General features: G+C 70.7%; 20 protein-coding genes and 1 pseudogene. 10 read left to right on the top strand and 11 right to left on the bottom strand.

The window, feature by feature from the left end; genetic code table 11:
* Positions 1-137: 137 nt before the first annotated feature.
* From araD to IH68_RS0113280, 4 genes are all read right to left on the bottom strand, one after another.
* Positions 138-1,868: an L-arabinonate dehydratase gene (araD, locus tag IH68_RS0113295; RefSeq protein WP_030933514.1), complete on the bottom strand. Its 1,731-nt coding sequence runs from the start codon at positions 1,866-1,868 to the stop codon at positions 138-140.
* The gene (locus IH68_RS0113290) at positions 1,865-2,776 is read right to left on the bottom strand and encodes a dihydrodipicolinate synthase family protein (RefSeq protein ID WP_030933511.1); all 912 of its coding nucleotides are present in this window, start codon (positions 2,774-2,776) and stop codon (positions 1,865-1,867) included. The genes araD and IH68_RS0113290 overlap by 4 nt, the downstream gene beginning before the upstream one ends.
* Positions 2,773-3,441 carry a GntR family transcriptional regulator gene (locus IH68_RS0113285; RefSeq protein WP_030933509.1) on the bottom strand — a complete coding sequence of 223 codons (669 nt, stop codon included), beginning with the start codon at positions 3,439-3,441 and terminating at the stop codon, positions 2,773-2,775. Before IH68_RS0113285 ends, IH68_RS0113290 begins: the two co-directional genes overlap by 4 nt.
* Before the next feature lie 212 nt (positions 3,442-3,653).
* Positions 3,654-4,241 carry a TIGR03086 family metal-binding protein gene (locus IH68_RS0113280; protein WP_030933505.1) on the bottom strand — a complete coding sequence of 196 codons (588 nt, stop codon included), beginning with the start codon at positions 4,239-4,241 and terminating at the stop codon, positions 3,654-3,656.
* 155 nt (positions 4,242-4,396) lie between these two features.
* Between IH68_RS0113280 and IH68_RS0113275 the strand changes: the two are divergent.
* A pseudogene (locus tag IH68_RS0113275) lies at positions 4,397-5,629 on the top strand (MFS transporter); the annotation flags it as partial.
* Between the two features lie 139 nt (positions 5,630-5,768).
* On the opposite strand, the gene IH68_RS57965 reads toward IH68_RS0113275, so the two are convergent.
* Positions 5,769-6,932 carry a hypothetical protein gene (locus tag IH68_RS57965; protein WP_030933498.1) on the bottom strand — a complete coding sequence of 388 codons (1,164 nt, stop codon included), beginning with the start codon at positions 6,930-6,932 and terminating at the stop codon, positions 5,769-5,771.
* Positions 6,933-6,945: 13 nt separating this feature from the next.
* Positions 6,946-7,887, bottom strand: coding sequence for a 5-dehydro-4-deoxyglucarate dehydratase (locus IH68_RS0113265; protein ID WP_030933495.1), 942 nt, complete (start codon positions 7,885-7,887; stop codon positions 6,946-6,948).
* Positions 7,888-8,106: 219 nt separating this feature from the next.
* Between IH68_RS0113265 and IH68_RS0113260 the strand changes: the two genes are divergently transcribed.
* From IH68_RS0113260 to IH68_RS0113230, 7 genes are all read left to right on the top strand, one after another.
* A complete protein-coding gene (locus IH68_RS0113260; protein WP_030933492.1) occupies positions 8,107-8,931 on the top strand; it encodes an NAD-dependent epimerase/dehydratase family protein in 825 nt (274 codons plus the stop codon).
* Positions 8,932-9,317: 386 nt separating this feature from the next.
* Entirely contained in the window at positions 9,318-10,097 is a 780-nt protein-coding gene (locus tag IH68_RS0113255; protein ID WP_030933489.1) for a DeoR/GlpR family DNA-binding transcription regulator, read from the top strand.
* A gap of 110 nt (positions 10,098-10,207) precedes the next feature.
* A complete protein-coding gene (locus tag IH68_RS0113250; RefSeq protein WP_030933485.1) occupies positions 10,208-11,581 on the top strand; it encodes an ABC transporter substrate-binding protein in 1,374 nt (457 codons plus the stop codon).
* On the top strand, positions 11,578-12,516 hold the full coding sequence (locus IH68_RS0113245; protein WP_030933482.1) for a carbohydrate ABC transporter permease: 939 nt from the start codon (positions 11,578-11,580) through the stop codon (positions 12,514-12,516). The genes IH68_RS0113250 and IH68_RS0113245 overlap by 4 nt, the downstream gene beginning before the upstream one ends.
* Positions 12,513-13,361, top strand: a complete 849-nt coding sequence (locus IH68_RS0113240) for a carbohydrate ABC transporter permease (RefSeq protein WP_030933480.1) — start codon at positions 12,513-12,515, stop codon at positions 13,359-13,361. The genes IH68_RS0113245 and IH68_RS0113240 overlap by 4 nt, the downstream gene beginning before the upstream one ends.
* Positions 13,358-14,416, top strand: coding sequence for a zinc-dependent alcohol dehydrogenase family protein (locus IH68_RS0113235; protein WP_420718984.1), 1,059 nt, complete (start codon positions 13,358-13,360; stop codon positions 14,414-14,416). The genes IH68_RS0113240 and IH68_RS0113235 overlap by 4 nt, the downstream gene beginning before the upstream one ends.
* A 33-nt stretch (positions 14,417-14,449) precedes the next feature.
* Positions 14,450-15,667: a TerD family protein gene (locus IH68_RS0113230; RefSeq protein WP_030933476.1), complete on the top strand. Its 1,218-nt coding sequence runs from the start codon at positions 14,450-14,452 to the stop codon at positions 15,665-15,667.
* A gap of 49 nt (positions 15,668-15,716) precedes the next feature.
* On the opposite strand, the gene IH68_RS0113225 is transcribed toward IH68_RS0113230, so the two are convergent.
* A complete protein-coding gene (locus tag IH68_RS0113225; protein ID WP_030933474.1) occupies positions 15,717-16,295 on the bottom strand; it encodes a TetR/AcrR family transcriptional regulator in 579 nt (192 codons plus the stop codon).
* Positions 16,296-16,457: 162 nt separating this feature from the next.
* On the opposite strand from IH68_RS0113225, the gene IH68_RS0113220 reads away from it, so the two are divergent.
* Positions 16,458-17,906 carry an MFS transporter gene (locus IH68_RS0113220; protein WP_030933472.1) on the top strand — a complete coding sequence of 483 codons (1,449 nt, stop codon included), beginning with the start codon at positions 16,458-16,460 and terminating at the stop codon, positions 17,904-17,906.
* Here the strand turns inward: IH68_RS0113220 and IH68_RS0113215 are convergent.
* Positions 17,903-18,919, bottom strand: coding sequence for a 1-aminocyclopropane-1-carboxylate deaminase (locus IH68_RS0113215; protein ID WP_030933470.1), 1,017 nt, complete (start codon positions 18,917-18,919; stop codon positions 17,903-17,905). The two genes, IH68_RS0113220 and IH68_RS0113215, sit on opposite strands and share 4 nt — an antisense overlap.
* 20 nt (positions 18,920-18,939) lie before the next feature.
* Entirely contained in the window at positions 18,940-19,587 is a 648-nt protein-coding gene (locus IH68_RS0113210; protein WP_030933468.1) for a GntR family transcriptional regulator, read from the bottom strand.
* A 100-nt stretch (positions 19,588-19,687) separates the two neighbouring features.
* Here IH68_RS0113210 and IH68_RS0113205 point away from each other — a divergent pair, with 100 nt between their 5' ends.
* Positions 19,688-21,184: a hypothetical protein gene (locus IH68_RS0113205; RefSeq protein ID WP_030933466.1), complete on the top strand. Its 1,497-nt coding sequence runs from the start codon at positions 19,688-19,690 to the stop codon at positions 21,182-21,184.
* A gap of 91 nt (positions 21,185-21,275) precedes the next feature.
* On the opposite strand, the gene IH68_RS0113200 is transcribed toward IH68_RS0113205, so the two are convergent.
* A complete protein-coding gene (locus tag IH68_RS0113200) occupies positions 21,276-22,718 on the bottom strand; it encodes an alkaline phosphatase PhoX (protein ID WP_030933464.1) in 1,443 nt (480 codons plus the stop codon).
* 385 nt (positions 22,719-23,103) lie between these two features.
* Positions 23,104-24,549 (bottom strand): hypothetical protein, encoded by a 1,446-nt coding sequence (locus IH68_RS0113195; RefSeq protein ID WP_030933462.1) that lies wholly within the window; start codon positions 24,547-24,549, stop codon positions 23,104-23,106.
* Positions 24,550-24,732: the final 183 nt, after the last annotated feature.

Raw genomic sequence — 24,732 nt, 5'->3', positions numbered from 1 at the left:
TGCAGGGGTCCGCCTGGATTTCGCGGTACAGGGTGCCTCTTGCTGTTGTGTGGCGAGTGCGGGTGTGATGTGGCTTGTCGCGCCCACGCGGCGGAGCTGCATATCGATACAGCCCCGCGCCCCTTACGGGGCTGCTGTCAACCGGCGTACGGGGCTGGGGCCTTGCCTTGCCTGGCCAGGAACTTGAAGTCGCAGCCTGTGTCTGCCTGGGTGATCTGTTCGTTGTAGAGCGCCCCGTAGCCGCGCTCGTAACGGGTGGGCGGTGGCGTCCACTCCGCCCTGCGCCGCTCCAACTCCTCGTCGTCGACGTTGAGTTGGAGGGATCGCGCTTCGACGTCGAGGGTGATCGAGTCCCCCGTCCGCACGAGTGCAAGAGGTCCGCCGACGTACGACTCGGGCGCGACGTGCAGCGCGCACGCGCCGTAACTCGTGCCGCTCATCCGTGCGTCGGAGATGCGGACCATGTCCCGCACGCCCTGCTTGAGCAGGCGGTCCGGGATGGGCAGCATGCCGTACTCGGGCATGCCCGGGCCGCCCTTGGGTCCGGCGTTGCGCAGCACCAGCACGCTGTCGGCGGTGATGTGCAACTCCGGGTCGTTGATGGTGCGTTGCATGGACTTGTAGTCGTCGAAGACGACCGCGGGGCCGGTGTGCTTGAGCAGGTGCTGTTCGGCGGAGATGTGCTTGATGACGGCGCCGTCGGGGCAGAGGTTGCCGCGCAGGACGGCGACTCCGCCCTCGGCGGCGACGGGGTTCTCGCGGGTGCGGATGACGTCGTCGTCGTGGACGACGGCGCCCTCGATCTGTTCGCCCAGGGTGCCGTTGACCGTCGGCCGGTCCAGGTGCAGCAGGTCGGTGATCCGCGAGAGGAAGGCGGGCAGGCCGCCGGCGAAGTAGAAGTCCTCCATGAGGTACGTCTGTCCGCCGGGACGGACGTTGGCCAGCACCGGCACGGTACGCGCGATGCGGTCGAAGTCGTCGAGGGTGAGCGGGACTTGGCAGCGGCCCGCCATCGCGATCAGATGGATGACCGCGTTGGTGGAGCCGCCGAGCCCGAGCACCGTGGTGACGGCGTCCTCGAAGGCCTCACGGGTGAGGATCCCGGACGGCTTTAGCCCGGTCCAGGCGAGGTCCACGGCGCGGCGGCCGGAGGCGGCGGCCATCCGCTCGTGCCCGGAGTCGACGGCGGGGACCGAGGAGGCGCCCGGCAGCGTCATACCGAGGACTTCGGCGGCCGCGGTCATCGTGGACGCCGTCCCCATGGTCATGCAGTGACCGGGCGATCGCGCCAACCCGCCCTGCAGCTCCCGCAGTTCGCAGTCCGTGATGTTGCCCGCGCGGTGCTCGTCCCAGTACTTCCACATGTCGGTGCCGGACCCGAGGGTCTCACCGCGCCAGTGCCCCGGCAGCATAGGTCCCGCGGGCACGAAGACCGACGGCACGTCGGCCGAGGCCGCGCCCATGAGCAAAGCCGGCGTCGACTTGTCGCAGCCGCCGAGCAGCACCGCGGCGTCCACCGGATACGACCGCAGCAGCTCCTCCGTCTCCATCGCGAGGAGGTTGCGGTAGAGCATCGGGGTGGGCTTCTGGTAGGTCTCCGAGAGCGTGGCGACGGGGAACTCGAGCGGGAAGCCACCGGCCTGCCACACGCCCCGCTTGACCGCCTCGGCCCGCTCGCGCAGATGGACATGGCAGGGGTTGATGTCGGACCAGGTGTTGAGGACGGCGATCGCCGGGCGGCCCCGGTACTCCTCCCCCTCGTAACCCAGCTGGCGCATACGGGCGTTGTGCGACCAGGTGCGCAGCCGGCCCTCGGTGCCGTACCACTGATGGCTTCTGAGTTCCTCGGGACGCATTCTGTCGGTCATATCGACCATCCGGCGGCTATGGCGGCGACCTCGGCGCGCTCGTCCTCGGAAAGGGTGCTGCTCGGCGGGCGGACGTCGCGGCGGCACAGGCCGAGGGAGGCGAGGGCCTCCTTGACGACGGTGACGTTGTTGGCGGAGCCGTGCGCCGCGCGGAGTTCCTCGAAGCGGCGGATCTGCTCCCAGACCTTCATGGCGGCCGGGTAGTCGCCGAATCGAAGCGCTTCGATCATGTTCAGCGAGACGGACGGGGCGACGTTCACGAGTCCGGAGGTGAAGCCGGTGGCGCCCCCGGAGAAGTAGGAGGGCGCGTAGGGCTCGGCGAGACCGGCGACCCACACGAAGCGGTCGAGCCCCGCGTCCCGTGCGAAGGCGGCGAACCTGGCGGCGTCCGGGACGGCGTACTTGACGCCGATGACGTTCGGGCAGGCGTCGGCGAGTTCGGCGAGGCGGGCGCCGGCCAGCTGGGCGTTGCGGATGTAGGGGACGACGCCCAGTTCGGGGACGGCCTCGGCGATGGCGCGGTGGTAGTCGGCCCAGCCGCCCTGGGAGACGTACGGGTGGACGGGCTGATGGACCATCACCATCTGGGCGCCGTGCTCGCGGGCGTGCCGTGCGGAGGCGATGGCGGTGGGCAGGTCGTGGCCGACGCCGACGAGGATCGCGGCGCGGTCGCCGGTCTCCTCGATGGTCAATTCCGTGACGAGACGGCGCTCTTCGGGGGCGAGGGCGTAGAACTCGCCGGTGTTTCCGTTGGGGGTGAGGATGCCGATACCGCCCTCGACCAGCCGACGCAGCAGGGCCCGGTGGGCGTCCTGGTCGACGGTGCCGTCCTCGGCGAACGGGGTCACCGGGATCGCCACCACGTCGGCCAGGGCCGCCCGTTGGGTCTCGAACGCCACGCTGCTCATGCGGTGCCTTCCTGGTTCGCTGCCTGGTCGGTTGCCTGGGGGAACGCTCGCTCGACGAAGGACGCGATATGGGCGTGCAGGGCGCGTGCCGCACCGTCGGCGTCGCCCTCCAGGGCGAGACGCAGGATCTCCCGGTGCTCGCCGGCCTCCCGCTCCCAGGAGGGTGAGGCAGCCCAGGCCACGGCGGAGACGAGGGCCGCCTGGTCGCGGACCTCGTCGAGCATGCGGCCGAGCAGCGGGTTGCCGCAGGGCAGGTACAGGGCGCGGTGGAACTCCCGGTTGGCGAGGGACCGTTCGGCGGTGTCGGTGGCGTCGTCGGCCCTGGTCAGCGCGGTGCGTGCGGAGTCGAGTGAGGCTCCTCGCCGCACCGCCCGCCTGAGCGCCTCGGGCTCCAGCAGCAGCCGCACGTCGTACACCTCGCGCGCCATGTCCGCGTCCACCATGCGCACCGTGACGCCCTTGTACTGGCTCATCACGACGAGCCCGGTGCCGGCCAGGGTCTTGAGCGCCTCGCGCACGGGGGTCTTGGACACCCCGAACTGTGCGGCGAGCTCGGTCTCGACCAGGGCCTGGCCCGGCGTCAACTGGCCGGTGAGGATGCGGTGTTTGATCGCGTCCAGCACGTACTGCGTGCGGGACGGGATCGGGGTGGGCACAGAGGTCATGCGCGCCTCTCGGAAGTCACGTATCAGATCTCGGGTATCTGATCTCGCGTATCGCGTCTCATATATGACGTACGAAGTACGACGCGTTGAAGGTAGGAGTGGGCGCATGTTTCGTCAATGCTTCTGACAAAGGAAGTTGGGGTTGCCCAGGTGGCGACCGGGGGCGGTTCAGCGGGTTGCGCTGGACGCCCCCGGCACCGATGCCACGTCCTCTACGGCGTCCAGCCGGGGTCGCGCCCGCTCAGCCCCACCGCCCGTTCGAGCAGCGGAGCCTGCGGCGGTACCGGCACCACGGGCCCGAAGATGCCGCCGCCCCGGCTCGGGTCGTTCGCCGCGGCCAGCAGGAAGTCGTGCGAGGCCTGCAGCGCGGCCGGGTCGGGGGTGTAGTCCTGGCCGGTGGCGCGGGCCAGGTCCCAGCCGTGGATCACGAGCTCGTCGACGGCGACGACAGCGGCGACCTCGCCGGGGAGATCCACGCCGCCCGCGCGGGTCATGCCGGTCCAGGCGGCCGGGTCCCGCCAGGCGTCGGCGAGTTCGTCCAGGACCTTCGGGAGCTCCACGCGCCAGCCGGGGCCGATGTCGGGTGCGGCGGCTTCCGGGGCGGTGTTCGTCGTGACGCCCAGGTCCTTGCGGGCCGCGTCGCGGAAGGCGACGGACAGTCCTAGCAGATGGCCCAGCATGTTGCGCACCGCGCAGCCCGGACAGGGCGTCGCGTCCGCCAGCTGCTCGTCGCTCACGCCCTCCGCAAGCCGTGCGATGACGCGGGTCTGGGGTCCGAGGTCGAGGGTCGTGTCAGTCATGCACTGCTCCTCACGGTTGTGTCTCCTGGATGTGGACCGACCGTGCCCCCGAAACTCATCGCAGCCCGGTCTCCACCCGTCCGGCCCGCACGGACTCGCTCATAAGGCACTTGCCTCATCCCCCGCCGGGGGCCTTAGACCCACGATGGCCAGGCATGACGACATCGACATGGGCAGTGGTGCGGGTTCTGCGGGACCGCAACGCGGGGCTGTATCTGGCGGGCGTGGTGATCTCCGGCTTCGGGACGTCGGCGTTGTGGCTGGCGTCCGGCGTGTGGGTCAAGGAGCTGACCGGCTCGGACGGACTGGCCGCGCTGTGCCTGCTCGCCATGTGGGCGCCCACGCTCGCCGGCCCTCTGCTCGGCACCCTCGCCGACCGGGTCCGCCGCAAACCCCTTCTCATCGGCGCGAACCTCCTCCTGGCCGCCCTCCTGCTCACCCTCTTCGCCGTCGATTCCCCGAGCCGGCTGTGGCTGCTCTACACGGTCCTGTTCGTGTACGGCGCCGCGGGCGTCGTCCATGACGCGGCCGAGTCGGCCCTTGTCGCGGCCGCGGTCGACCGGTCGCTGCTGGGCGACTTCAACGGGCTGCGCATGACGGCGACCGAGGGCATGAAGCTGGTCGCCCCGCTCGCGGGTGCGGCCCTCTTCGCGGCGTACGGCGGCCCGAGCGTCGCCCTGCTGGATGCCGTCACGTTCGTGCTGGCCACCGGCGTGTACGCCCTGCTGCGCGTCCGCGAGGAAAGGCCGCAGCCGCCCACGAGCGGCCGGCGGGCACGGGCCGTGGAGGGCATCGGATACCTGTGGAACCACGCCCGGCTGCGCCCCCTCGTCCTGGCGGGCGGCACCACGATGTTCTGCGCGGGGCTGTCCGGGGCCCTGCTCTACGCCGTCATCGACGGCCTCGGGCACTCCCCCGCCTACGCCGGTGTCCTGTACGCCGTCCAGGGCCTCGGCTCGGTCACGATCGGTCTGGCCTCCGGACCGGCCCTGCGCCGCCTGGGCGGACACCGCTTCGCGGCCTGCGGAATCGCCCTCACGGGCGTCGCGATCGCCGCGCGAGCCGTCCCCTGGGACCCGGTGGCCCTGGTGTGCAGCGCGGCGATCGGGGCCGGGCTGCCCTGCGTCCTGATCACCGCACTGACCGCCGTGCAACGCGGGACACCGAACGACCTGCTGGGCCGTACGGCCGCCACGGCCAACACACTGCTCTTCACACCGAACGTGCTCGGGCTGGCCGCGGGGGCGGCCCTGGTCGAACTCACCGACCACCGCCCCCTGCTGCTCACCCTCGGCGCTGTCCTAGTGACCACGACAGCCCGGCTCCTTCAAAGCCCGGCGAGCGCCGACCGCACCGCCTCCAAGTCCCCGTCCGACGCCAACCCGGCCTCACACAACCGCAGTTCACCCGCCCTCGCCACCGCGCCCGCCCCCGCGGCCAGCGCATCCGGGCTACCGGCCATCCCCGGCGAATACCGCCAGCAGGCCCCCGGCACAGCCCTGCCGACCACCGCCACCCCGGGGCCCCTCAAAGCCCGGCGAGCGCCGACCGCACCGCCTCCAAGTCCCCGTCCGACGCCAACCCGGCGTGATACAAGCGCAGTTCGGTCGCTCCCCGTCGGCCTGCCTGTACGGCGTTCGCGGACAGTGCCTCCGGGCTGCCGCCCATTCCCGCGACCACGGGGAAGTTGGCGGCGATGACCGCGCCTTCCCGGCCCTGCTCGGTGAAGGGTGTCAGCAGGGCCGTACCGCCGACGCACGGTACGACCACGCCGTCCGCGACGGACAGGATGTGGGCGGGGTCCACGCCCGGGTTGGCGCCGACGTGGTACGTCACGGGGTCGGCGTGCAGAAGGATCTGGAAGCCGTCGGGGGCCGCCGCGCGCACCGCGCGGACCGCGGTCTCCTGGAGCGTGCGGGCGGTGTCGTCGCGCCACGCGCGCGTGGCGGCCGCCCTCGCCTCCCCGAGCAGCTTCTCGACCCCGGCCCAGCCTCCGTCGTCGGGCGCACCCTGCCACAGCGGCTCCAGCGCTTCGCGTACGGCAGCCGCCAACTCGTCGGCGTCCAAGCCCTGTTCGCCGTAGCCGGCCCGGCAGGCGGGGCAGAAGCAGAGGGCCATCAGGTACATTCCGGCGTCGCCGAGACCTACCCCGCCGGTCTTGTCGTGGGCGTGCAGATGCTGCAGCCCGTACCAGCCCAGCGACTCCAGCTCGGTGCCGCGCGCTCCCGGCCGTACGGCCGCCTCGACGGCCAGGTCGACGAGGTACGCGCGCGTGGCGGGCTGCGCGATGCACGGGGCCCAGGGGTAGCGGTCGCCGTAGGCGTTGATGACGGAGGTGCCCGGGTGATCGGCGCCCAGGCGGGAGTTGTGGGCGAGGACGACCCAGGTGTGCACCTCCAGGCCGGCGTCCGTGAGGGCCGCGGCCGCCTCACCGTAGGCGTCTCCGGGCGCCCAGTCCCCGGCCGGGTACGGCCGCAGCACACGTCCTTCCCAGCGGCCGTCGGTGGGATACAGCACGGCCGCGTGCTCGGCGGTGACGATGCGGTGGCGCGGGTGGCGGGGCGAGAGCGCACGCGTGGAGTGGTACGCGGAGGCAAGCGTCACCTGCTGCACACCGAGCGCGGCGATGCGGCCCGCGGCCTCCGGGTCCCCGTTGACGTCCCAGGGGTAGACGAAAGTCGATGCCTTCACTTGCTCTCCGCCTTCACTTGTTCTCTTCCAGCAGCGCATACCCACGCTCGATCAGTTCGGCGAGCTGCTTGACATGTTCCTGGGTGGGCTCGTGCAGCGGCGGCCGGACCTCCCCGACGTCGAGCCCGCGCAGCCGTACGCCCGCCTTGACCAGGGCGACGGCGTAACCGCGCCCCTGTGCGCGCAGCTCGACGAACGGCCCGTAGAAGCCGTCGAGGAGGCGGTGCGCGGTGGCGATGTCGCCCGACTCCAGCGCCCGGTGGAAGGCGAGCGCGATCTCCGGGGCGAAGCAGAAGACGGCGGAGGAGTAGAGCGGGACGCCGATCGCGCGGTAGGCGAGCTGGGTCTGTTCGGCGGTCGGCAGACCGTTGAAGTAGAGGAAGTCGCCGGGGACCTCGGTGCGGACGGCGCTGACGATGCGCTGCATGAGGTCGAGGTCGCCGAGGCCGTCCTTGAAGCCGATGACGCCGTCCGTGCGGGCCAGTTCGACGACGGACTCCGGGGTGAACACGGCGTTGTCGCGCTGGTAGACGATCACGGGCAGCGCGGTCGCTGCGGCCACCTCCCGGTAGTGCCGCACCAGCCCCTCCTGACCGGCGAGAACGAGGTACGGCGGCATGGCGAGCAGCCCGTCCGCCCCTGCGGCCTCGGCCACGCGCGCGTACCGGACGGCGAGCGCGGTGCCGTACCCGGCGCCGGCCACCACCGGCACCCGGCCGTCCGCCACCTCCACCGCCACCCGCACGCACGCCTCGAACTCCTCGGGCGTGAGCGCATGGAACTCGCCGGTGCCGCAGCAGGCGAAGACCGCCGCGGCCCCGGCCTCGACCCCGCGGCGCACATGGGCGCGGTACACGTCGAGGTCGACCGAGCCGTCGGGGCCGTAGGCGGTGACCGGGAAGAACAGCGGCCCGCTGGGGATGCTGAGTCGAGCGGCGAGAGGGACTGGCGTCACGGGCACTCCCGATTCCATGTTCATGATCTGCGTCTACATTTCTGAACGCCACCACGCTAAGGTGCCCCTTTATGGCCGGTCAAGCGCGCCCACCGGCATCACATCAGCGGATTTCCGCATTTCGCAGAGCACTTGACGGGGTACGGCGCGGCTCCCTAGCGTGTCCATGGATGTGAATAACGTGCACGCATGCGCCTGCCAATCGAAGGAGAAGCGAGGATGCCAGCCCCCCGCACCGTTCTGCTCACCGGCGCCGCCGGCGGGCTCGGCACCCTGATGCGGAACCTGCTGCCGGCCTTCGGCTACGAGCTGCGCCTCCTCGACGTACGCCCGATCGAGGGCGACCCGGACGCCGTCACCGCGGATCTCGCCGACAAGAAGGCCCTGCGCGAGGCCGTGCGTGGCGTCGACGCGATCATCCACCTGGCCGGCATCTCCCTGGAAGCCCCCTTCGAGAAGATCCTCTCGGCGAACATCGAGGGCACGTACAACCTGTACGAGGCCGCGCGGGAGGAGGGCGTGGGCCGTATCGTCTTCGCCTCCTCCAACCACGCCGTCGGCTTCACCCCCCGCCCCCAGGGGGACATACCTCTTGATTCAAGCGTGCTGATTCCCATCGACACCCCGCGCCGCCCGGACACCTTCTACGGCCTGTCCAAGTCCTTCGGCGAGGACCTCGCACAGCTCTACTGGGACAAGCACGGTCTGGAGACGGTGTCGGTACGCATCGGCTCCTGCTTCCCCGAGCCCACCAGCGTGCGCATGCTGTCCATCTGGATGAGCCCGGCCGACGGCGCCCGCCTCTTCCACGCGGCCCTGACCGCCGAGAACGTCGGCCACACCGTCGTCTACGGCTCCTCCGCCAACACGCGCCTGTGGTGGGACCTGTCCACGGCACGGGCGCTCGGCTACGAGCCGCAGGACGACTCCGAGCCGTACGCGGAAAAGCTGATCGCCGCCCAGGGCGACCTGGACCCCGACAACATCGCCCACGCCTACCTGGGCGGCCACTTCGTGAGCGACCCGCCGATCTGGCCGTACTGAGGTGCCTGGCGCCGGTTTCGGGCGGCGCCCCTGAAGGGCGCCCCAAAGGGGCGCGGGGCTGTGTCGATATGCGGCTCCGCCGCGTGGGCGCGACGAGCCACGACGGCGCCGCAGACGATCGACGACCCAACGCGCCCTCCCAGCGGAGCGCCCGGGCACGGAACGGGCCCGCCCGCTCCCGCATTCGGGCACCGCACCTGCCCGATCTCACGCCCCCGCTCACAGCCACGCAGGTCCGAGGCGGGCACTCCGCTCTGCAAACGGGCACACACGGGCAGCATCGGCCCTGCAACAGGCCTGGTCAGTGCCGCACACCGAGGGTAGAACTTGCTGCGTGGGCCCCACCGGGCCCGAACGGGCAGCAGGCACGAGAGCAGGTGACGGCGATGACGGCGAACACTGCGAAGACCGCAGAAGAGCGCCAGCGGGAGATCGTGCGGGCCGCGCGCGCCACCGGCTCGGTCGACGTCACCGCGCTCGCCGCCGCACTGGGCGTGGCCAAGGAGACCGTACGACGGGATCTGCGCGCCCTGGAGGACCACGGCCTGATCCGCCGCACCCACGGCGGCGCCTACCCCGTGGAGAGCGCCGGCTTCGAGACGACGCTCGAGTTCCGCGCCACCAGCCACGTACCCGAGAAGCGCCGGATCGCGGCCGCCGCGGCCGAGCTGCTCGGGGACGCCGAGACGGTCTTCGTCGACGAGGGCTTCACCCCGCAGCTCATCGCCGAGGCACTGCCCAGGGACCGGCCGCTGACTGTGGTCACCGCGTCCCTGCCGGTCGCGGGCGCACTTGCCGAGGCCGACGGCATCTCCGTCCTGCTGCTCGGCGGCCGGGTCCGCTCCGGCACGCTGGCCACCGTCGACCACTGGACGACGAAGATGCTGGCCGGTTTCGTCCTCGACCTCGCCTTCATCGGCGCCAACGGCATCTCCCGCGAGCACGGCCTGACCACCCCCGACCCCGCGGTCAGCGAGGTCAAGGCGCAGGCCATCCGGGCCGCCCGCCGCACGGTGTTCGCGGGCGTGCACACCAAGTTCGGGGCGGTCAGCTTCTGCCGGTTCGCGGACATCGGCGCACTGGAGACGATCGTCACGAGCACCCTGCTCCCCTCGGCCGAGGCCCACCGCTACTCACTGCTGGGCCCACAGGTCATCCGCGTCTAGAGGATCCGTACGCGCCCGCACCCGCACGCCTGAAAACCCAACTCGCCCTCCCCGGGGCACTCCCACGCCCGTAACCGCCCTTTATCTCCCCATATGTTCAGGAGCGATCCATGCGCACCCAGAGCCGACGACGGCCACCGCGAGCCACGCTCGCCATGGCCGCCGCAGGGACGCTGCTCGCCCCGCTGCTCTCCGGCTGTTGGGTCGGGGCGGGCGGGTCCGGTTCCGGCGGCAACTCGATCAACGTCCTGATGGTCAACAACCCGCAGATGGTGGAGCTGCAGAAACTCACCGCCGCGCACTTCACCAAGGAGACCGGCATCAAGGTGAACTTCACCGTCCTGCCGGAGAACGACGTCCGCGACAAGATCAGCCAGGACTTCGCCAACCAGGCGGGCCAGTACGACGTGGCGACGCTCAGCAACTACGAGATCCCGATCTATGCCAAGAACAGCTGGCTGCACGAGATGAACTCGTACGTCGCCAAGGACCAGGCGTACGACGAGCAGGACGTCCTCAAACCGATGCGCCAATCGCTCACGGCCGACGACGGAAAGCTCTACGGCCAGCCCTTCTACGGCGAGTCGTCCTTCCTGATGTACCGCAAGGACATCTTCGCCGAGAAGGGCCTGACGATGCCGGCCCACCCCACCTGGGACCAGGTGGCGAAGCTCGCCGCCGAGGTCGACGGGGCGAAGTCCGGGATGCGCGGCATCTGTCTGCGCGGCCTGCCCGGCTGGGGCGAGCTGATGGCACCGCTCACCACCGTCGTGAACACCTTCGGCGGCACCTGGTTCGACAAGAACTGGAAGGCCGAACTCGACTCCCCCGCCTTCGAGAAGGCGACGAAGTTCTACGTCGACCTCGTGCGCAGCCACGGCGAGTCCGGCGCCGCCCAGTCCGGCTTCGCCGAGTGCCTCAACAACATGACCCAGGGCAAGGTCGCCATGTGGTACGACGCCACGTCCGCCGCCGGCTCCCTGGAGGCCAAGGGCTCCCCCGTCAAGGGCAAGCTCGGCTACGCCCCCGCCCCCGTCGAGAAGACCGACTCCTCCGGCTGGCTCTACACCTGGGCCTGGGGCATCCAGAAGGCCTCCCGCAACCCCGACAAGGCCTGGAAGTTCGTGTCCTGGGCGTCCAGCAAGCAGTACGAGCAGCTGGTCGGCGACACCAGCGGCTGGTCCAACGTCCCCGCCGGCAAGCGCGCGTCGACGTACACCAACGCCGACTACCGCAAGGAGGCCGGCGCCTTCCAGGAGATGACCAGGGAGGCCATCGAGGGCGCCAAGCCCAACAACCCGGGAGTGCAGCCGCGCCCCGCGCCCGGCATCCAGTTCGTCGGCATCCCCGAGTTCACCGATCTCGGCACCAAGGTCTCCCAGGAGATCAGCGCGGCGATCGCCGGACGTCAGTCCGTCGACTCGGCGCTGAAGAAGTCCCAGCAGCTCGCCGAGAAGATCTCGAAGGAGTACGAGGGACGATGAGCGCCACGACAACCGCCCCCATCACCGCAACTCCCGTACGCATGACACGCCGGCCCTCCGCCCGGCTGCGCGCCTGGTCCACGCGGGCCCCGCTGCTGCCCGCCCTGGTCTTCATGATCGTGGTGACCCAGCTGCCGTTCGTGGCCACCCTGGTGATCTCGTTCTTCGACTGGAACGCCCTCTACCCCAAGGCCCGCCACTTCACCGGCTTCGACAACTACCAGGAGGTGCTGACCGACGCCGACCTGCGCCACTCGGTGTGGACGACGATCCTGCTGACGGTGACGGTGGTCCTGGTCAGCCTGGTCCTGGGCCTGGTGCTCGCGCTGCTCCTCGACCGGAGGTTCCGGGGCCGAGGAGTGGTCCGCACTCTGCTGATCGCGCCCTTCCTGGTGGTCCCGGTAGCAGCGGCCCTGCTGTGGAAGCACGTCCTCTACAACCCCGAATACGGCCTGCTCAACGGCCTGTTGCACTACGTGGGCGGCCCGCAGCCGGACTGGATCTCGAACACCCCGCTGCTCGCGGTCGAGGCCTCCCTGATCTGGCAGTGGACGCCGTTCATGATGCTGATCCTGCTGGCGGGCCTGCAGAGCCGCGACAGCCAACAGCTCGAAGCCGCACGCGTGGACGGCGCGAACGACTGGCAGATCTTCCGCCACCTGACGCTCCCGCACCTGCGCAGGTATCTGGAGCTGGGCGCCCTGCTCGGCTCGATCTACATCGTCCAGAACTTCGACGCCGTCTTCACCATCACCTCCGGCGGCCTGGGCACCGCCAACCTCCCGTACACCGTCTACCAGAGCTTCTACCAGGCCCACGAGAACGGCCTCGCCTCGGCCGCGGGCGTCCTGGTGGTCATCGGCTCGATCATCATCGCGACCTTCGCCCTGCGCGTGGTGTCGTCCCTGTTCCGCGAGGAGGTGTCCCGCGCATGAGCACGGTCGCCGTACGAACGAGCCCCCGCCGCAAGGGAGTCGGACTCGGCCTGGTGGCCTGGCTGCTCGGCGTCGTCTTCTTCCTGCCCATCGCCTGGATGGCGCTGACGTCCTTCCACTCGGAGTCGGACGCGGCGACCAACCCGCCCTCCTTCGGCGCCGCCCTCACCCTCGACGGCTACCGCGAGTTCTTCGGCACGGGCGGCGGCGCGAGCCCCTGGCCCGCGCTGGTCAACTCCGCGGTGGCGTCGCTGGGTTCGACGGTCCTGGTCCTGCTGCTGGCCCTCCCGGCGGCATACGCCCTCTCCATCCGCCCGGTGAAGAAGTGGACGGACGTCCTGTTCTTCTTCCTGTCCACGAAGATGCTGCCGATCGTGGCGGGCCTGCTCCCGATCTACCTGTTCGCCAAGAACACCGGCATGCTCGACAACATCTGGCTGCTGGTCGTCCTCTACACCTCCATGAACCTGCCGATCGCGGTGTGGATGATGCAGTCCTTCCTCGCCGAGGTGCCGGTGGCGGTGATCGAGGCGGCGCAGATCGACGGCGCCAAGCTGCCGACGATCCTCGCGCGCGTGGTGGCCCCCATCGCCCTGCCCGGCATCGCCGCAACAGCCCTGATCTGCTTCATCTTCAGCTGGAACGAACTTCTCTTCGCCCGAGTCCTGACCGGCGTGGTGGCCGAGACGGCACCCGTCTTCCTGACCGGCTTCATCACCAGCCAGGGCCTGTTCCTGGCGAAGGTGTGCGCCGCGTCGCTCGTCATCTCCCTGCCGGTGCTCGCCGCGGGGTTCGCCGCCCAGGACAAGCTGGTCCAGGGCCTGTCACTGGGAGCCGTCAAATGAAGGCCGCCGTCATCGAGTCCGTGGGCCGCGCCGTCGTCACCGAGGTCCCCGACCCGACGCCAGGGCCGCGCGAGGTCGTCGTCGAGGTCGCCGCCTGCGGCCTGTGCGGCACGGACCTGCACATCCTCCAGGGCGAATTCGCACCCAAGCTGCCGATCGTGCCCGGCCACGAGTTCGCGGGCCGGGTCGTCGGGGTGGGCACCCAGGTCACGGAGGTCGCGGTCGGCGACCGGGTGGCGGTCGACCCGTCCCTCTACTGCTACGAGTGCCGCTACTGCCGTACCGGCCACAACAACCTCTGCGAACGCTGGGCGGCGATCGGCGTCACGACGGCCGGAGGCGCGGCGCAGTTCGCGGTGGCGCCGGTGGCGAACTGCGTGAAACTGCCCGAGCACGTGCGCACCGAGGACGCGGCCCTGGTGGAGCCTCTTTCCTGTGCCGTCCGCGGCTACGACGTACTGCAGTCACGCCTGGGCGCACACGTCCTGATCTACGGCTCGGGGACGATGGGCCTGATGATGCTGGAGCTCGCCAAGCGCACCGGGGCGGCGAGCGTGGACGTGGTGGACCTGAACCCGGCGCGGCTGGAGACGGCGGTGCGGCTGGGGGTTTCGGGGTCGGCTTCGAACGCGGACGAGCTGGAGCGGCCGCAGGGGTGGGACGTCGTGGTCGACGCCACCGGCAACGCGGCCGCGATCCAGGACGGGCTGGGGCGGGTGGCGAAGGCGGGGACGTTCCTGCAGTTCGGGGTGGCGGACTATGCGACGCGGGTGACGATCGATCCGTATCGGATCTACAACCACGAGCTGACAATCACCGGCTCCATGGCCGTCCTCCACAGCTTCGAACGAGCGGCGGAGCTGTTCGCGAACGGGGTCCTGGATCCCGAGATCTTCATCAGCGACCGGATTCCAGCCCGTCCGGCGTTTGAGGACGAGGCCGTTCAGGCCGAAAAGCGGGGTCTGGGGGCGCAGCCCCCAGGGACGGGAATGGGAAGGGGCGGCGGGGGCGAGACAAAAGGTCGGCCAATTGGGCGGAGGGTAAGGGAACGGTAAAGCGCCCCCGCTCGTTCACCCGGCATGACAGCTATGACCCCCGGCTCGAACATCCCTCTCTCCACCGCCCGCGTGACGGTGGACGTCGCCGCCCCGGTGCGGCTCGACGTATCGGGCCTGCTGCTCACCGGCGACGGCAAGGTGCGCTCCGACGACGACTTCATCTTCTACAACCAGCCGGTCGGCCCGGGCGTGACATACCGGTCGGGCGGGGGCACGGCGCCCGACGCGATCGTCGTCGACACCGCCGCCGTCCCGCCGGGCATCGAGAAGATCGTGGTCACCGCCAGCCCGGACGCCCAGGGCCAGACCTTCCAGGGCATCGAACCGACGGCCACGATCCGAGGCGCGGACGACAACTCCGTCCTGGCCACGTTCACACCTCCGCAGCTCGGCACCGAGACGGCACTGGTGGTCGTCGAGATCTATCTGCGCAACGGCCAGTGGAAGGCCCGCGCGGTCGGCCAGGGCTACGCCAACGGCCTGGCGGGCATCGCCACCGACTTCGGCGTCACGGTGGAGGAGCCGGCCGCCGCCCCTTCCCAGCCGGTCGCTCCGCCGACGCCCACGATGCAGCCCCCGGTGGCCCCGCCGGCCCCGTCCCTGTCCACCACCCCGCCGCCTCCCCCGGCCACGCCCGCCCCCGCGGCGGGCCCGCCCGCGCCGGGCACCGGAAAGATCAACCTCGACAAGGGCCGGGTCAGCCTCCAGAAGAACCAGACCGTCTCCCTCGTCAAGGGCGGCCGCCCGCTGCTCTCCCAGGTCAAGATGGGTCTCGGCTGGGAGCCCGCCTACGGCGGCAAGGACATCGACCTGGACGCGTCGGTCATCGCGTACGGCCCGCAGCGCAACCACATCGACAGCTGCTACTTCGGCAAGCTGTCCATCCTGGGCGGCGCGATCAAGCACTCCGGTGACAACCTCACGGGCGAGGGCGGAGGCGACGACGAGGTCATCGTGGTCGACCTCGGCCGCATCCCGCAGGACGCCACCGGCCTGGTCTTCACGGTCAACTCCTTCTCCGGCCAGAAGTTCACCGAGGTCGCCAAGGCCTACTGCCGCCTTCTGGACGCGGCCACCGGCGAGGAACTCGTCCGCTTCGACCTGACCAACGCCGAACCCCAGACGGGCGTGATGATGGCGAAGCTGATCCGCCAGTTCTCCGGCGAGTGGGAGATGACAGCAATGGGCGAGTTCGTGAAGGCCCGCACGGTACGGAACATGGTGAAGCCGGCAGCGCAAGCGCTGTAGTTCGCCGTACGACGACCATGGGCGCCCCCGGCCAGGGGGCGCCCGGCGTTCACGCCCCGGGTGCGGGACGCAGACCGTCCGTCAGCAGCGACAGGTAGCGGCGGATGTGTGTGCCCTCGCCGTTCGCCAGCTCGGACGCCGTGGCCACACCGTGCGCCAGCCGCAGGATCTCGATCGGCTCGACGTCCTCACGCAGGGCCCCCTCCCGCTTCGCCGCCCCGACCAGCCGTTCCGCCGCCCCCTTCACCGAGTTGCCGCAGGCCGTGACCACGGCATTGCTGCCGTCCGTGACGGCCGAGCCGAGCAGGGACTTGAGCCCCCTGACCTGGATCATCCCGGCGCTGAGTTCGTTCAGCCACTCCACCAGCGCCTCGCCCGGCGGCAGTTCCCGCGCGAAGTCGTCGGCGCGTGCCGCGATCGCCTCGATGGCATCGACGTACACCGCCTCGAGCAGCGCCTGACGCGTCGGGAAATGCCGGTACAGCGTGCCCGACCCAACCCCCGCCCGCTTGGCGATGTCGTCGAGCGACGCGTTCTCCCCATGCTCGGCGAAGGCTTCCGCCGCGACCTTCAGCAGCTGTTCGTAGTTGCGACGAGCGTCCGCTCGCATGGGCTTGACCTGCGCCATTCAGATACTCCTTGCGAACCGGGGACTCTCTCCGTATTTTAGCGAGAGTTAAACGGAGACAGTCCCCGGTTATCTCTGCGGGCCACCCTTGCCTGCCCACATTCCGTTGCTCAGTGCTGCCCGCGCACATCCCACCCGGGGGACATCGAACGGGAGAACTCCATGGCCGGCCCGTCCAGCACCACCGAAACCCCGCTCGCCTCACCACAGCACCCCGCCAGGCTCCGCACCGTCCTCTTCGTCATCGTCACCGCCTACCTGATGGTCGGCGTCGATTCCACCGTCGTCAACGTCGCCCTGCCCGACATCCAGCAGGACCTCGACTACAGCCGCACCGGCCTGTCCTGGGTCCTCAATGCCTACACGCTCGCCTTCGGCGGCCTGCTGCTGCTCGGCGGCCGCGTCGGGGACATCGTCGGCCGCCGCCGCACGCTCGCCACCGGCGTCCTGTTCTTCGCCGGCTCCTCCCTGCTCGGCGGGCTCGCCACCGACAGCGCCTGGCTGCTCGCGGCCCGCGCGCTGCAGGGCGCGGGCGCCGCGCTCACCGCCCCCAGCACCCTCGCCCTGATCACCACCAACTTCCCGGAGGGCCCGCGCCGGCACCACGCCCTCGGCATCTACTCCTCCATGGCGGGCATCGGCGCCTCCATCGGCCTGGTCCTGGGCGGCATGCTCACCTCCTGGGCGTCCTGGCGCTGGGCCCTGCTGATCAACGTCCCGATAGGGCTCGGAGTGGCCCTCGCCCTGCCCCGCTTCGTCAGCGAAACCCCGCGCCACGCAGGCCGGTTCGACGCGGCCGGCGCACTGACCGGCACCGCGGGCATGACCTCACTCGTGTACGCCTTCATTCGGGTCTCCGAGGCGGGCTGGAGCGACACCCAGGCGCTGCTCGGCTTCAGTACGGCCGCCGCCCTGCTCGCCGCCTTCACGATCGTCGAGTCCCGCGCCGTCCAGCCGATCATGCCGCTGCGGCTCTTCTCGGACCGCAACCGTGCGGGCGGCTACGCAGGCGTGCTGTTGCTGCCGGCCGGGATGTTCGGCGCGTTCTACTTCCTCACCCTGATCAGCCAACAGGTCCTGGAATACAGCCCGTTGCGCGCAGGATTCGCCTTCCTGCCGATGACCCTGGCGATGTTCACCACCGTCCGCTTCGTGCCGCGGCTGCTGGCCCGGTTCGGCGTCAAGCCGGTCCTGCTCACCGGCATGGGCCTGCTCGTGGCCGCGGCCGCCTGGCTGTGGCGGCTCGAACCCGGCGAAGGCTACCCGACCGGTCTGCTCGGCCCACTACTGCTGATGGGCATCGGCGTCGGCCTGAGCTTCATGCCGCTCAACGCGACGATCCTCGCCCGTATCGAACCTCGCGAGGCGGGCGCCGCCTCCGGGCTCCTGCAGACCCTGCAGTGGCTGGGCGGCACCCTCGGACTGTCCGTCCTGGTCACAGTGTTCGGCACGGCGACCCGGCACGCCTCCGGCACCCCGGCCGAGATCCTCACCGAGGGGGCGGCGCGCGCGTTCGGCGTCGGCGCGCTGATCGCGCTCACCGCCCTGCTGGTGTCGGCGTTCGTGATCAACGGACAGAAGCGGGGAGCCACCCGGCCTGAAGCTGCCTAGAACAGCGCGCTGTACGCATTGAGAGCAGGCTGCCCGCCCAGATGGGCATACAGCACCGTCGACTCCCGGCCGATCTCCCCGCGCTCGACCAGGTCCACCATCCCGGCCATCGACTTCCCCTCGTACACGGGGTCGGTGACCATCCCCTCGGTACGGGCCGCGAGGCGCATCGCGGCCAGGGTGGTCTCGTCGGGGATGCCGTAGATCCCCGCGTGGTACCGCTCGTCCAGCTCGACGTCCGCTTCGGTCAACTCGCGCTTGAGCCCGATGAGTTGAGCGGTGTTGCGGGCAATCCTGGCGATCTGCTCCCGGGTGGCGGCGGGCTTGGCCGAGGCGTCGATGCCGAGCACGCGGCGCGGCCGTCCGCCCGCCTCCTCCAGGGCGGCGAACCCGGCGATCATGCCGGCCTGCGTCGAGCCGGTGACGGAACACACGACCACCGTGTCGAAGAAGACCCCCAACTCCCGCTCCTGCTCTGCGACTTCGTACGCCCATCCGGCGAAGCCGAGGCCGCCGAGCGGGTGGTCGGACGCCCCGGCCGGAATGGCGTACGGCTTTCCGCCCGACTCCTCGACCTCCCTGAGCGCCTGCTCCCAGCTCTCCTTGAACCCGATGCCGAAGTCGGCCCGCACCAGCCGTACGTCCGCTCCCGCGAGCCGGCTGATCAGGATGTTGCCGACCTTGTCGTACACGGAGTCCGGCCACTCCACCCAGCTCTCCTGGATCAGCACGCACTTGAGCCCGGCGCGGGCGGCGCAGGCGGCGACCTGGCGGGTGTGGTTGGACTGGACTCCGCCGATGGACACGAGGGTGTCGCAGCCCTGGGCGAGCGCGTCGGCGACCAGGTACTCCAGCTTGCGGGTCTTGTTGCCGCCGTAGGCGACACCGGAGTTGCAGTCCTCGCGCTTGGCCCACAGGGAGGCACCGCCCAGATGGGCGGTCAGGCGCTCCAGCGGGTGTACCGGCGAAGGGCCGAAGAGGAGCGGGTAACGCTCGTACGAGGAAAGGGACATGGGTCCTCCCGGGGTCGGGATCAGTCGCCGTCGGCGAGGTCGTCGGCGAGGGTGCGCCAGATCTCCGCGGTGACGCGGACCGCCTCCGCCACGTGGCCGTGCGCGCAGGCGTCGATCAGCTGCTCGTGCAGGCCGGCCGATCGGCAGGTGCTCTCCCCGAAGCGGCGGCGCTCCAGTCGGCGGATGAGGGGGGTGTAGCGGGCGATGGTGGCGGCGGCCGCCTGGTTCCCGGCGACCCGGACCAGCACGTCGTGGAGTTCGTCGTCGGCGCGCAGGGCACCGTCGACGTCGCCCGAACCGACGGCCGCGGCGAACCGCTCGTTGGCCGCGCGCATCGCCTGGACGTCCGCGGCGAACAGCCGGGGCACGGCGACCCGCGTGGCCAGCTCGTGCATGGCGCCGACCACGGCGGCGGCGTCCCGCACCTCTGCCGTGACGAGCGGGGTGACCCGCGTGTAGCTCTGCGGCTTACTCTCCAGCAGCCCCTCGTCGACCAGCCGGGAGAAGGCCTGCCGCACCGGTGCCCGGGACAACCCGAGCCGCTCGGCGAGCTCGGCGTCCCGCACCACGGCGCCGGGTTCGAGCTCCCCGGCCACGATGGCGTCCCGGATGGATGCGTAGGCGCGGTCCCTGAGGAGGGTGCGCTGGACGGGTCGTATGGCCTCCACGACCTGAAATGTTAGATGTCAGTCTCCCTGTCCGCAATGCTTCCGTACGCTCAGCGCTTGCTCGCTATCCTGATCGGCTGTCTGTCGACGAGGGGGACGCATGGACGAACGGACGCGGGAGACCGAACGGGGCGACTACGGGGAGCCGATCGAACTGACGGACGTGGAGGAGGTCGTCGATGCCGTCTTCCGCGTGCTGGGCGACCTCGTCACCGATCACGACCCCAGAAACGAGGACGGCCAGCGTGTCGTCCTCACCGTCAGCGCGGACATCGAACGCGGCGCTACGGGCATCCCCGAGATCGATCAGCCGCTGAGGGAGAAGTACCTCGGGTTCGACGACCGGCCCCGCGCCAGATGGGAGGTGGAGGCGGTCTTCGACGCGGTCACGGATCTGGCCGAGACGCTGGTCGGCTCCCGGCGGCGTCCCGACACACAGATCGTCGGGCCCTCAAGCCTCGAGATGCTGGTCCGTGACGAGACCGAGGACTCCGTCCCGCTCACCGCGGGCGTTACGGCCACGCACCACAGCATGCCCACGGAGCGAGGACCGCTCACGGCCACCGTCGGGTCGCCCTCACCAGCCCTGCTGCTGCGCCTGGCGCTGCGACGCTCCGGCATCGAGCGGCTGAGAGTACTCGACCGGCAGGCCCTCTTCGGCCACCTCGTCGAGCAGGAGAAGCGCAGGGGGATCGCCGAGGGCAGTGCCGCGCGGATCTCGGCGCAGCGCGTGCTGCAGGTGGCCGCCGAGCCGCGGCTGCTGGCCCTGCGGCTCGACGGGCCCCAGGGGATGGACCTGGACGAGCTGGAGCGGGCGGCGACGGCCTTCCGGGTGCGGCTGGCCTACGAAAGCGACATCGCCCTGGCTCCGGTCCTGGACGTCGACCGCCTCGAAGGGTCCACCCAGCCTAGGCTGGTCCGTCAATTGTCGCTGCGTGCGGCGGAGTTCACCGACGCCATCGGCCGGGGAACACCCACGGGACACATCGGCGACCGGCTTCTCGGCGACACGCACGAGATGGACGAGGAGCTGTCCCAGCGGTATCTGCGGGCGATCTCCGCGAGCGACCCCTTCGCCGCCTTCATGGGCTACTACCACGTGCTGGAGTACAGCATGGAGGAGGAATGGTTCCAGGCGCTGCGCGACCGAGTTGCAGGCGTGGGCGGTGTCCTGGAACGGCCCGCGGGCCACATCAGGAAAGCCGCCAAGCCCGCGGCGACGCTCCTCGGGGTCGGGACGAACACCGTCGACTGGAGCGAGGCGAAGGCCCTGCACGCGGTGCTGCACAGGTATCTCGACGTCCGCGCCCTCGCCGCCGATCTCGATCGGTACCTCAGCGGCGCGGCCGACTACTTCGCCAATGGGACCGTCCCCTTCACCCAAGTGTCCCGGCTCGACTTCGGGCAGGCCGACGAGGCCGCGCTCAGGGTCCACGCGGCCGATCGCATCTACCGGGTGCGGTGCGCCATCACCCACAGCAAGGAGTCCGGCGACCGGTACAGCCCGTACACGGACGAGCTCTTCCTCGGGCGCGAGATACCCCTGGTGAGGATCGCGGCCGAGCACCGGCTCTTCCCGCCCGCCAGCAGGCTGTGAGGGTTCGCCCGTCGCCCCTGTCCGGGTGGGAGCCGGTGGCCCGGCCGGAGACTCAATCGGGAGGGGCGACGGGCTCGGTCAGAGCCGGCGGTTACCGCTTCTGCCGCTTCCAGGGCCCCGTGATCGCCAGCATGATCCCCGGCTCCTGAATGTTGGCGAACAGGGTGCTGCCGTCGGGCGAGAAGGTGACGCCGGTGAACTCGCTGTATTCCGGCTCCTCTTCGGTGCCGATGTTCAGTTCGTTGCGGGCGATCGGGTAGGTGCGGCCGCTGTCCGTTGCGCCGAACAGGTGCTGCAGGCCCTCGCCGTCCTCGGCGATGACGAGGCCGCCGTACGGGGAGACGGTGATGTTGTCCGGTCCGTCGAAGTTGCCGTCTGCGGAGGGGTCGGGGTTGACGCCGAGCAGGACCTTCAGGGTGAGGGTGCGGCGCTTGGGGTCGTAGAACCAGACGGCGCCGTCGTGCTGGACGGGGCTCTCGTCACGGGCGTAGGAGGAGACGATGTAGGTGCCGCCGTCGCCCCACCACATGCCCTCCAGCTTGCGGGCGCGGGTGACCTGGCCGGTGGTGAACTGCTTGCGGACGGAGGTCGTCCTCGCGTCGCGGTCGGGGACGTCCACCCAGTCGACGCCGTACACGGTGCCGATCTTCGTGGCGCGGGAGAGGTCGTCGACGAACTTGCCGCCGGAGTCGAAGCACTTGAAGGCCTGGAGGACGCCGGCGTCGTCGGCGAGGGTGCGGAGCTTGCCGCGGCCGTGGCAGAAGCCCTCCGGCGGGGTCCAGCGGTAGAGGAGGCCGTTGGGGGTCGCCGCGTCCTCGGTGAGGTAGAGGTGGCCGCGCTTCGGGTCGACCACGACCGCCTCATGGGCGTAACGGCCCAGCGCCTTGATGGGCTTGGGGTCGCGGTTGGCGCGGCGGTCGGACGGGTCGACCTCGAAGACGTAGCCGTGGTCCTTGGTCATGCCGTTCTGGCCGGCCTTGTCCTCGGTCTCCTCGCAGGTGAGCCAGGTGCCCCAAGGGGTGTTGCCGCCCGCGCAGTTGGTGGAGGTGCCGGCGATGCCGACCCACTCGGCGACGTGGTCGCGGCGCACCTCGACGACCGTGCAGCCGCCGGATGCGGCGGGGTCGTAGACGAGGCCCTCGGTGAGCGGGACGGGGTGCGGCCAGTTGGCGCGCGGGCCCTTCAGCTCGTGGTTGTTGACGAGGAGCGTGGCGCCGCGGGGGCCGTCGAAGGTGGAGGTGCCGTCGTGGTTGGAGGGGGTGAACTCGCCCGACTCCAGCTTGGTCCTGCCGCTGTAGGTGATGATCCGGTACTTGAAGCCGGCGGGGAGGGCGAGGATGCCGTCAGGGTCGGGGATCAGCGGTCCGTAGCCGACGCCGCCGTGGGCGCCGGCCGACTCCTCGCCCGCTTCCTCGGTGTCCGTGGACGCAAGGGCGTTCGGGGCGGTGGCGAGGGCCCCGACGCTGCCCGCCAGCGCGACACCGGCACCGGTGATCGCGGATTTTCTGGCGAAGTCCCTGCGGGTGAGCGACATGGTGTCTCCTGTGACGGTGGGTGTGCCGTGGAGGGTGGCGGACCTCGGGTCGGCGTCACCGTCCCGCCCGCGCCTGAACGTGAGTTGAACACCGGACGACAGCCACGGGCTCACTTCCATGAATCCGTCTAGTGCGGACCACGGGACTCAAAAAACCCTTGTGCCCGGGTAATCGGTCGGATGAATCCCCACAAGGAGGGCAGAACGACCCTTTTCCTCTCACGACCCCTTTCCTCTCCAGCCCCATGATTCAAGGCAGGGCGCCTTGACCGTGCCGTCGGCTCCAGCGACGGGTCCGCAGACGGTCGACGGCCCTTCGCGCCCCGCGGCGGAGCCGCACATCGACACGACCCGGGGAGGGCACACGACCCGTGGAGGGCGTGGCTCAACTCCCGTGCTGCGAACGCGCCTTGAAGGCAGCCTTCCGTGCTTCCTTCGCGATGCGCTTGTCGGGGTGCAGCCGCCCCATGGCCTCCAGCACGTCCGCCGTGGCGGGGTGCTCGACCCGCCAGGCCGCCGCGAAGAAGCCGCCGTGCTGGGCGGCCAAGCCCTGTACCAGCGCCCGCAGTTCCTCGGAGTTGCCCTCGGCGGCCAGCTGGGCGGCGATCGTGTCGATGGTCAGCCAGAAGATCATCGCCTCGGACGGGGCCGGCACGTCCGAGGCGCCGTGCTCGGTCAGCCAGACGCGGGCGAGTCCGCCCAGCTCCGGGTCGTCGAGGACTTCACGCAGGGCGGGTTCGGCCTCGGCGCCGACCAGGGACAGCGCCTGCTGGCAGCGCAGCCGGCGCAGGGGCGCGCCGGCGTCCGCGCCGCGGGCCGCGGCCAGCAACTCCCGTGCGGCGGCGAGGGGTTCGCGGCGGGCCAGCCACTGTTCGGTCTCGGCCTGCGCGGCGGCCTGGGGAAAGGTGGCCGTGCCGTCGAGCAGCGCGTCGGCGCCCTTGTCCACGAGGTCGCCGACCGCGGGCGCCGTGAGCCCGGCCTCCAGCAGCCGTGCCCGCAGCCCGTACAGCCCGAGGGGGGTCAGCCGCACCATGCCGTAGCGCGAGACGTCGGTGTCGTCGGGCCGGGCGGCGGGTTCCTCGGCAGCGTCTTCGGGCTCCGCCATCAGTGCCTCGTCGACCGGCTGGTACTCGACGAGTCCCACCGGCTCCAGCAGCCGGAACTGGTCGTCGAGCCGCATCATCGCGTCGGAGACCTGCTCCAGGACGTCGTTGGTGGGTTCCCCCATGTCGCTGGGGACGATCATCGACGCGGCGAGCGCGGGAAGCGGGACGGGCCCGTCGCCGGGGCCGTCCTCGCTGACGGTGAGCAGGTACAGGTTGCCGAGGACGCCGTCGAGGAACTCGGCCTCCGCCTCCGGGTCCCACTCCAGCCGGGAGAAGTCGATCTCGCCGGCCTCGTCGAGGGCGCCTTCCAGGTCGTCGAGGTCGGGCACGCTCGCGTCGGCGAGCACCGTCTCCAGTGCCTCCTGCCACACCGCCAGCACCTCGTGCGGTGAGCCCTGGGTGAGCAGTGCCAGGTCCTGCCCGGGTGCGACGGTGCCCTCGTCCCCGTCTTCGGAGTCCGCGATCTCGACGAGCCCGGTGTCCACGGCGACCCGCCAGGCCTCGCTCGCGAAGGCCGCGGCGTCGTCCCCGGTCAGCCCGAGCAGCTCGGCGGCGGCCGGCAGCTGTTCCTCTACGAGCCCGCCCCCGGCGTCGATCCGGGTGTCCGGCCCGGCCCAGCGGGCGAGGCGCGCGGCCCGGGAGAGCAGCGGGGTGGCCAACGCGTCCCGCGCCAGCTCCGCTTCGGGATGCAGCCGCACCGGCGGCAGGGGGGAGCTGTCTGACATCGGCTGGTTCTCCTAGGGCGTGTCGTACCACTCAACCGCTCAGCCTAGACGGATTTCCACCCATGCCGCCCGGTTCATCTCCCGGACCCGGTCCGTACATGGCCGAAACCTTGACAACTGGCGTGAGCACACAGGAGATTGACGCGCGTAGAAACGAAGCGGACACATGTTCACTGTATTTTC

It is taken from the genome of Streptomyces sp. NRRL S-646, assembly GCF_000720765.1.
Taxonomy (GTDB): domain Bacteria; phylum Actinomycetota; class Actinomycetes; order Streptomycetales; family Streptomycetaceae; genus Streptomyces.
The sequence above is the reverse complement of the archived record's forward strand: the minus strand, read 5'-3'. Positions and strand labels throughout refer to the sequence as shown.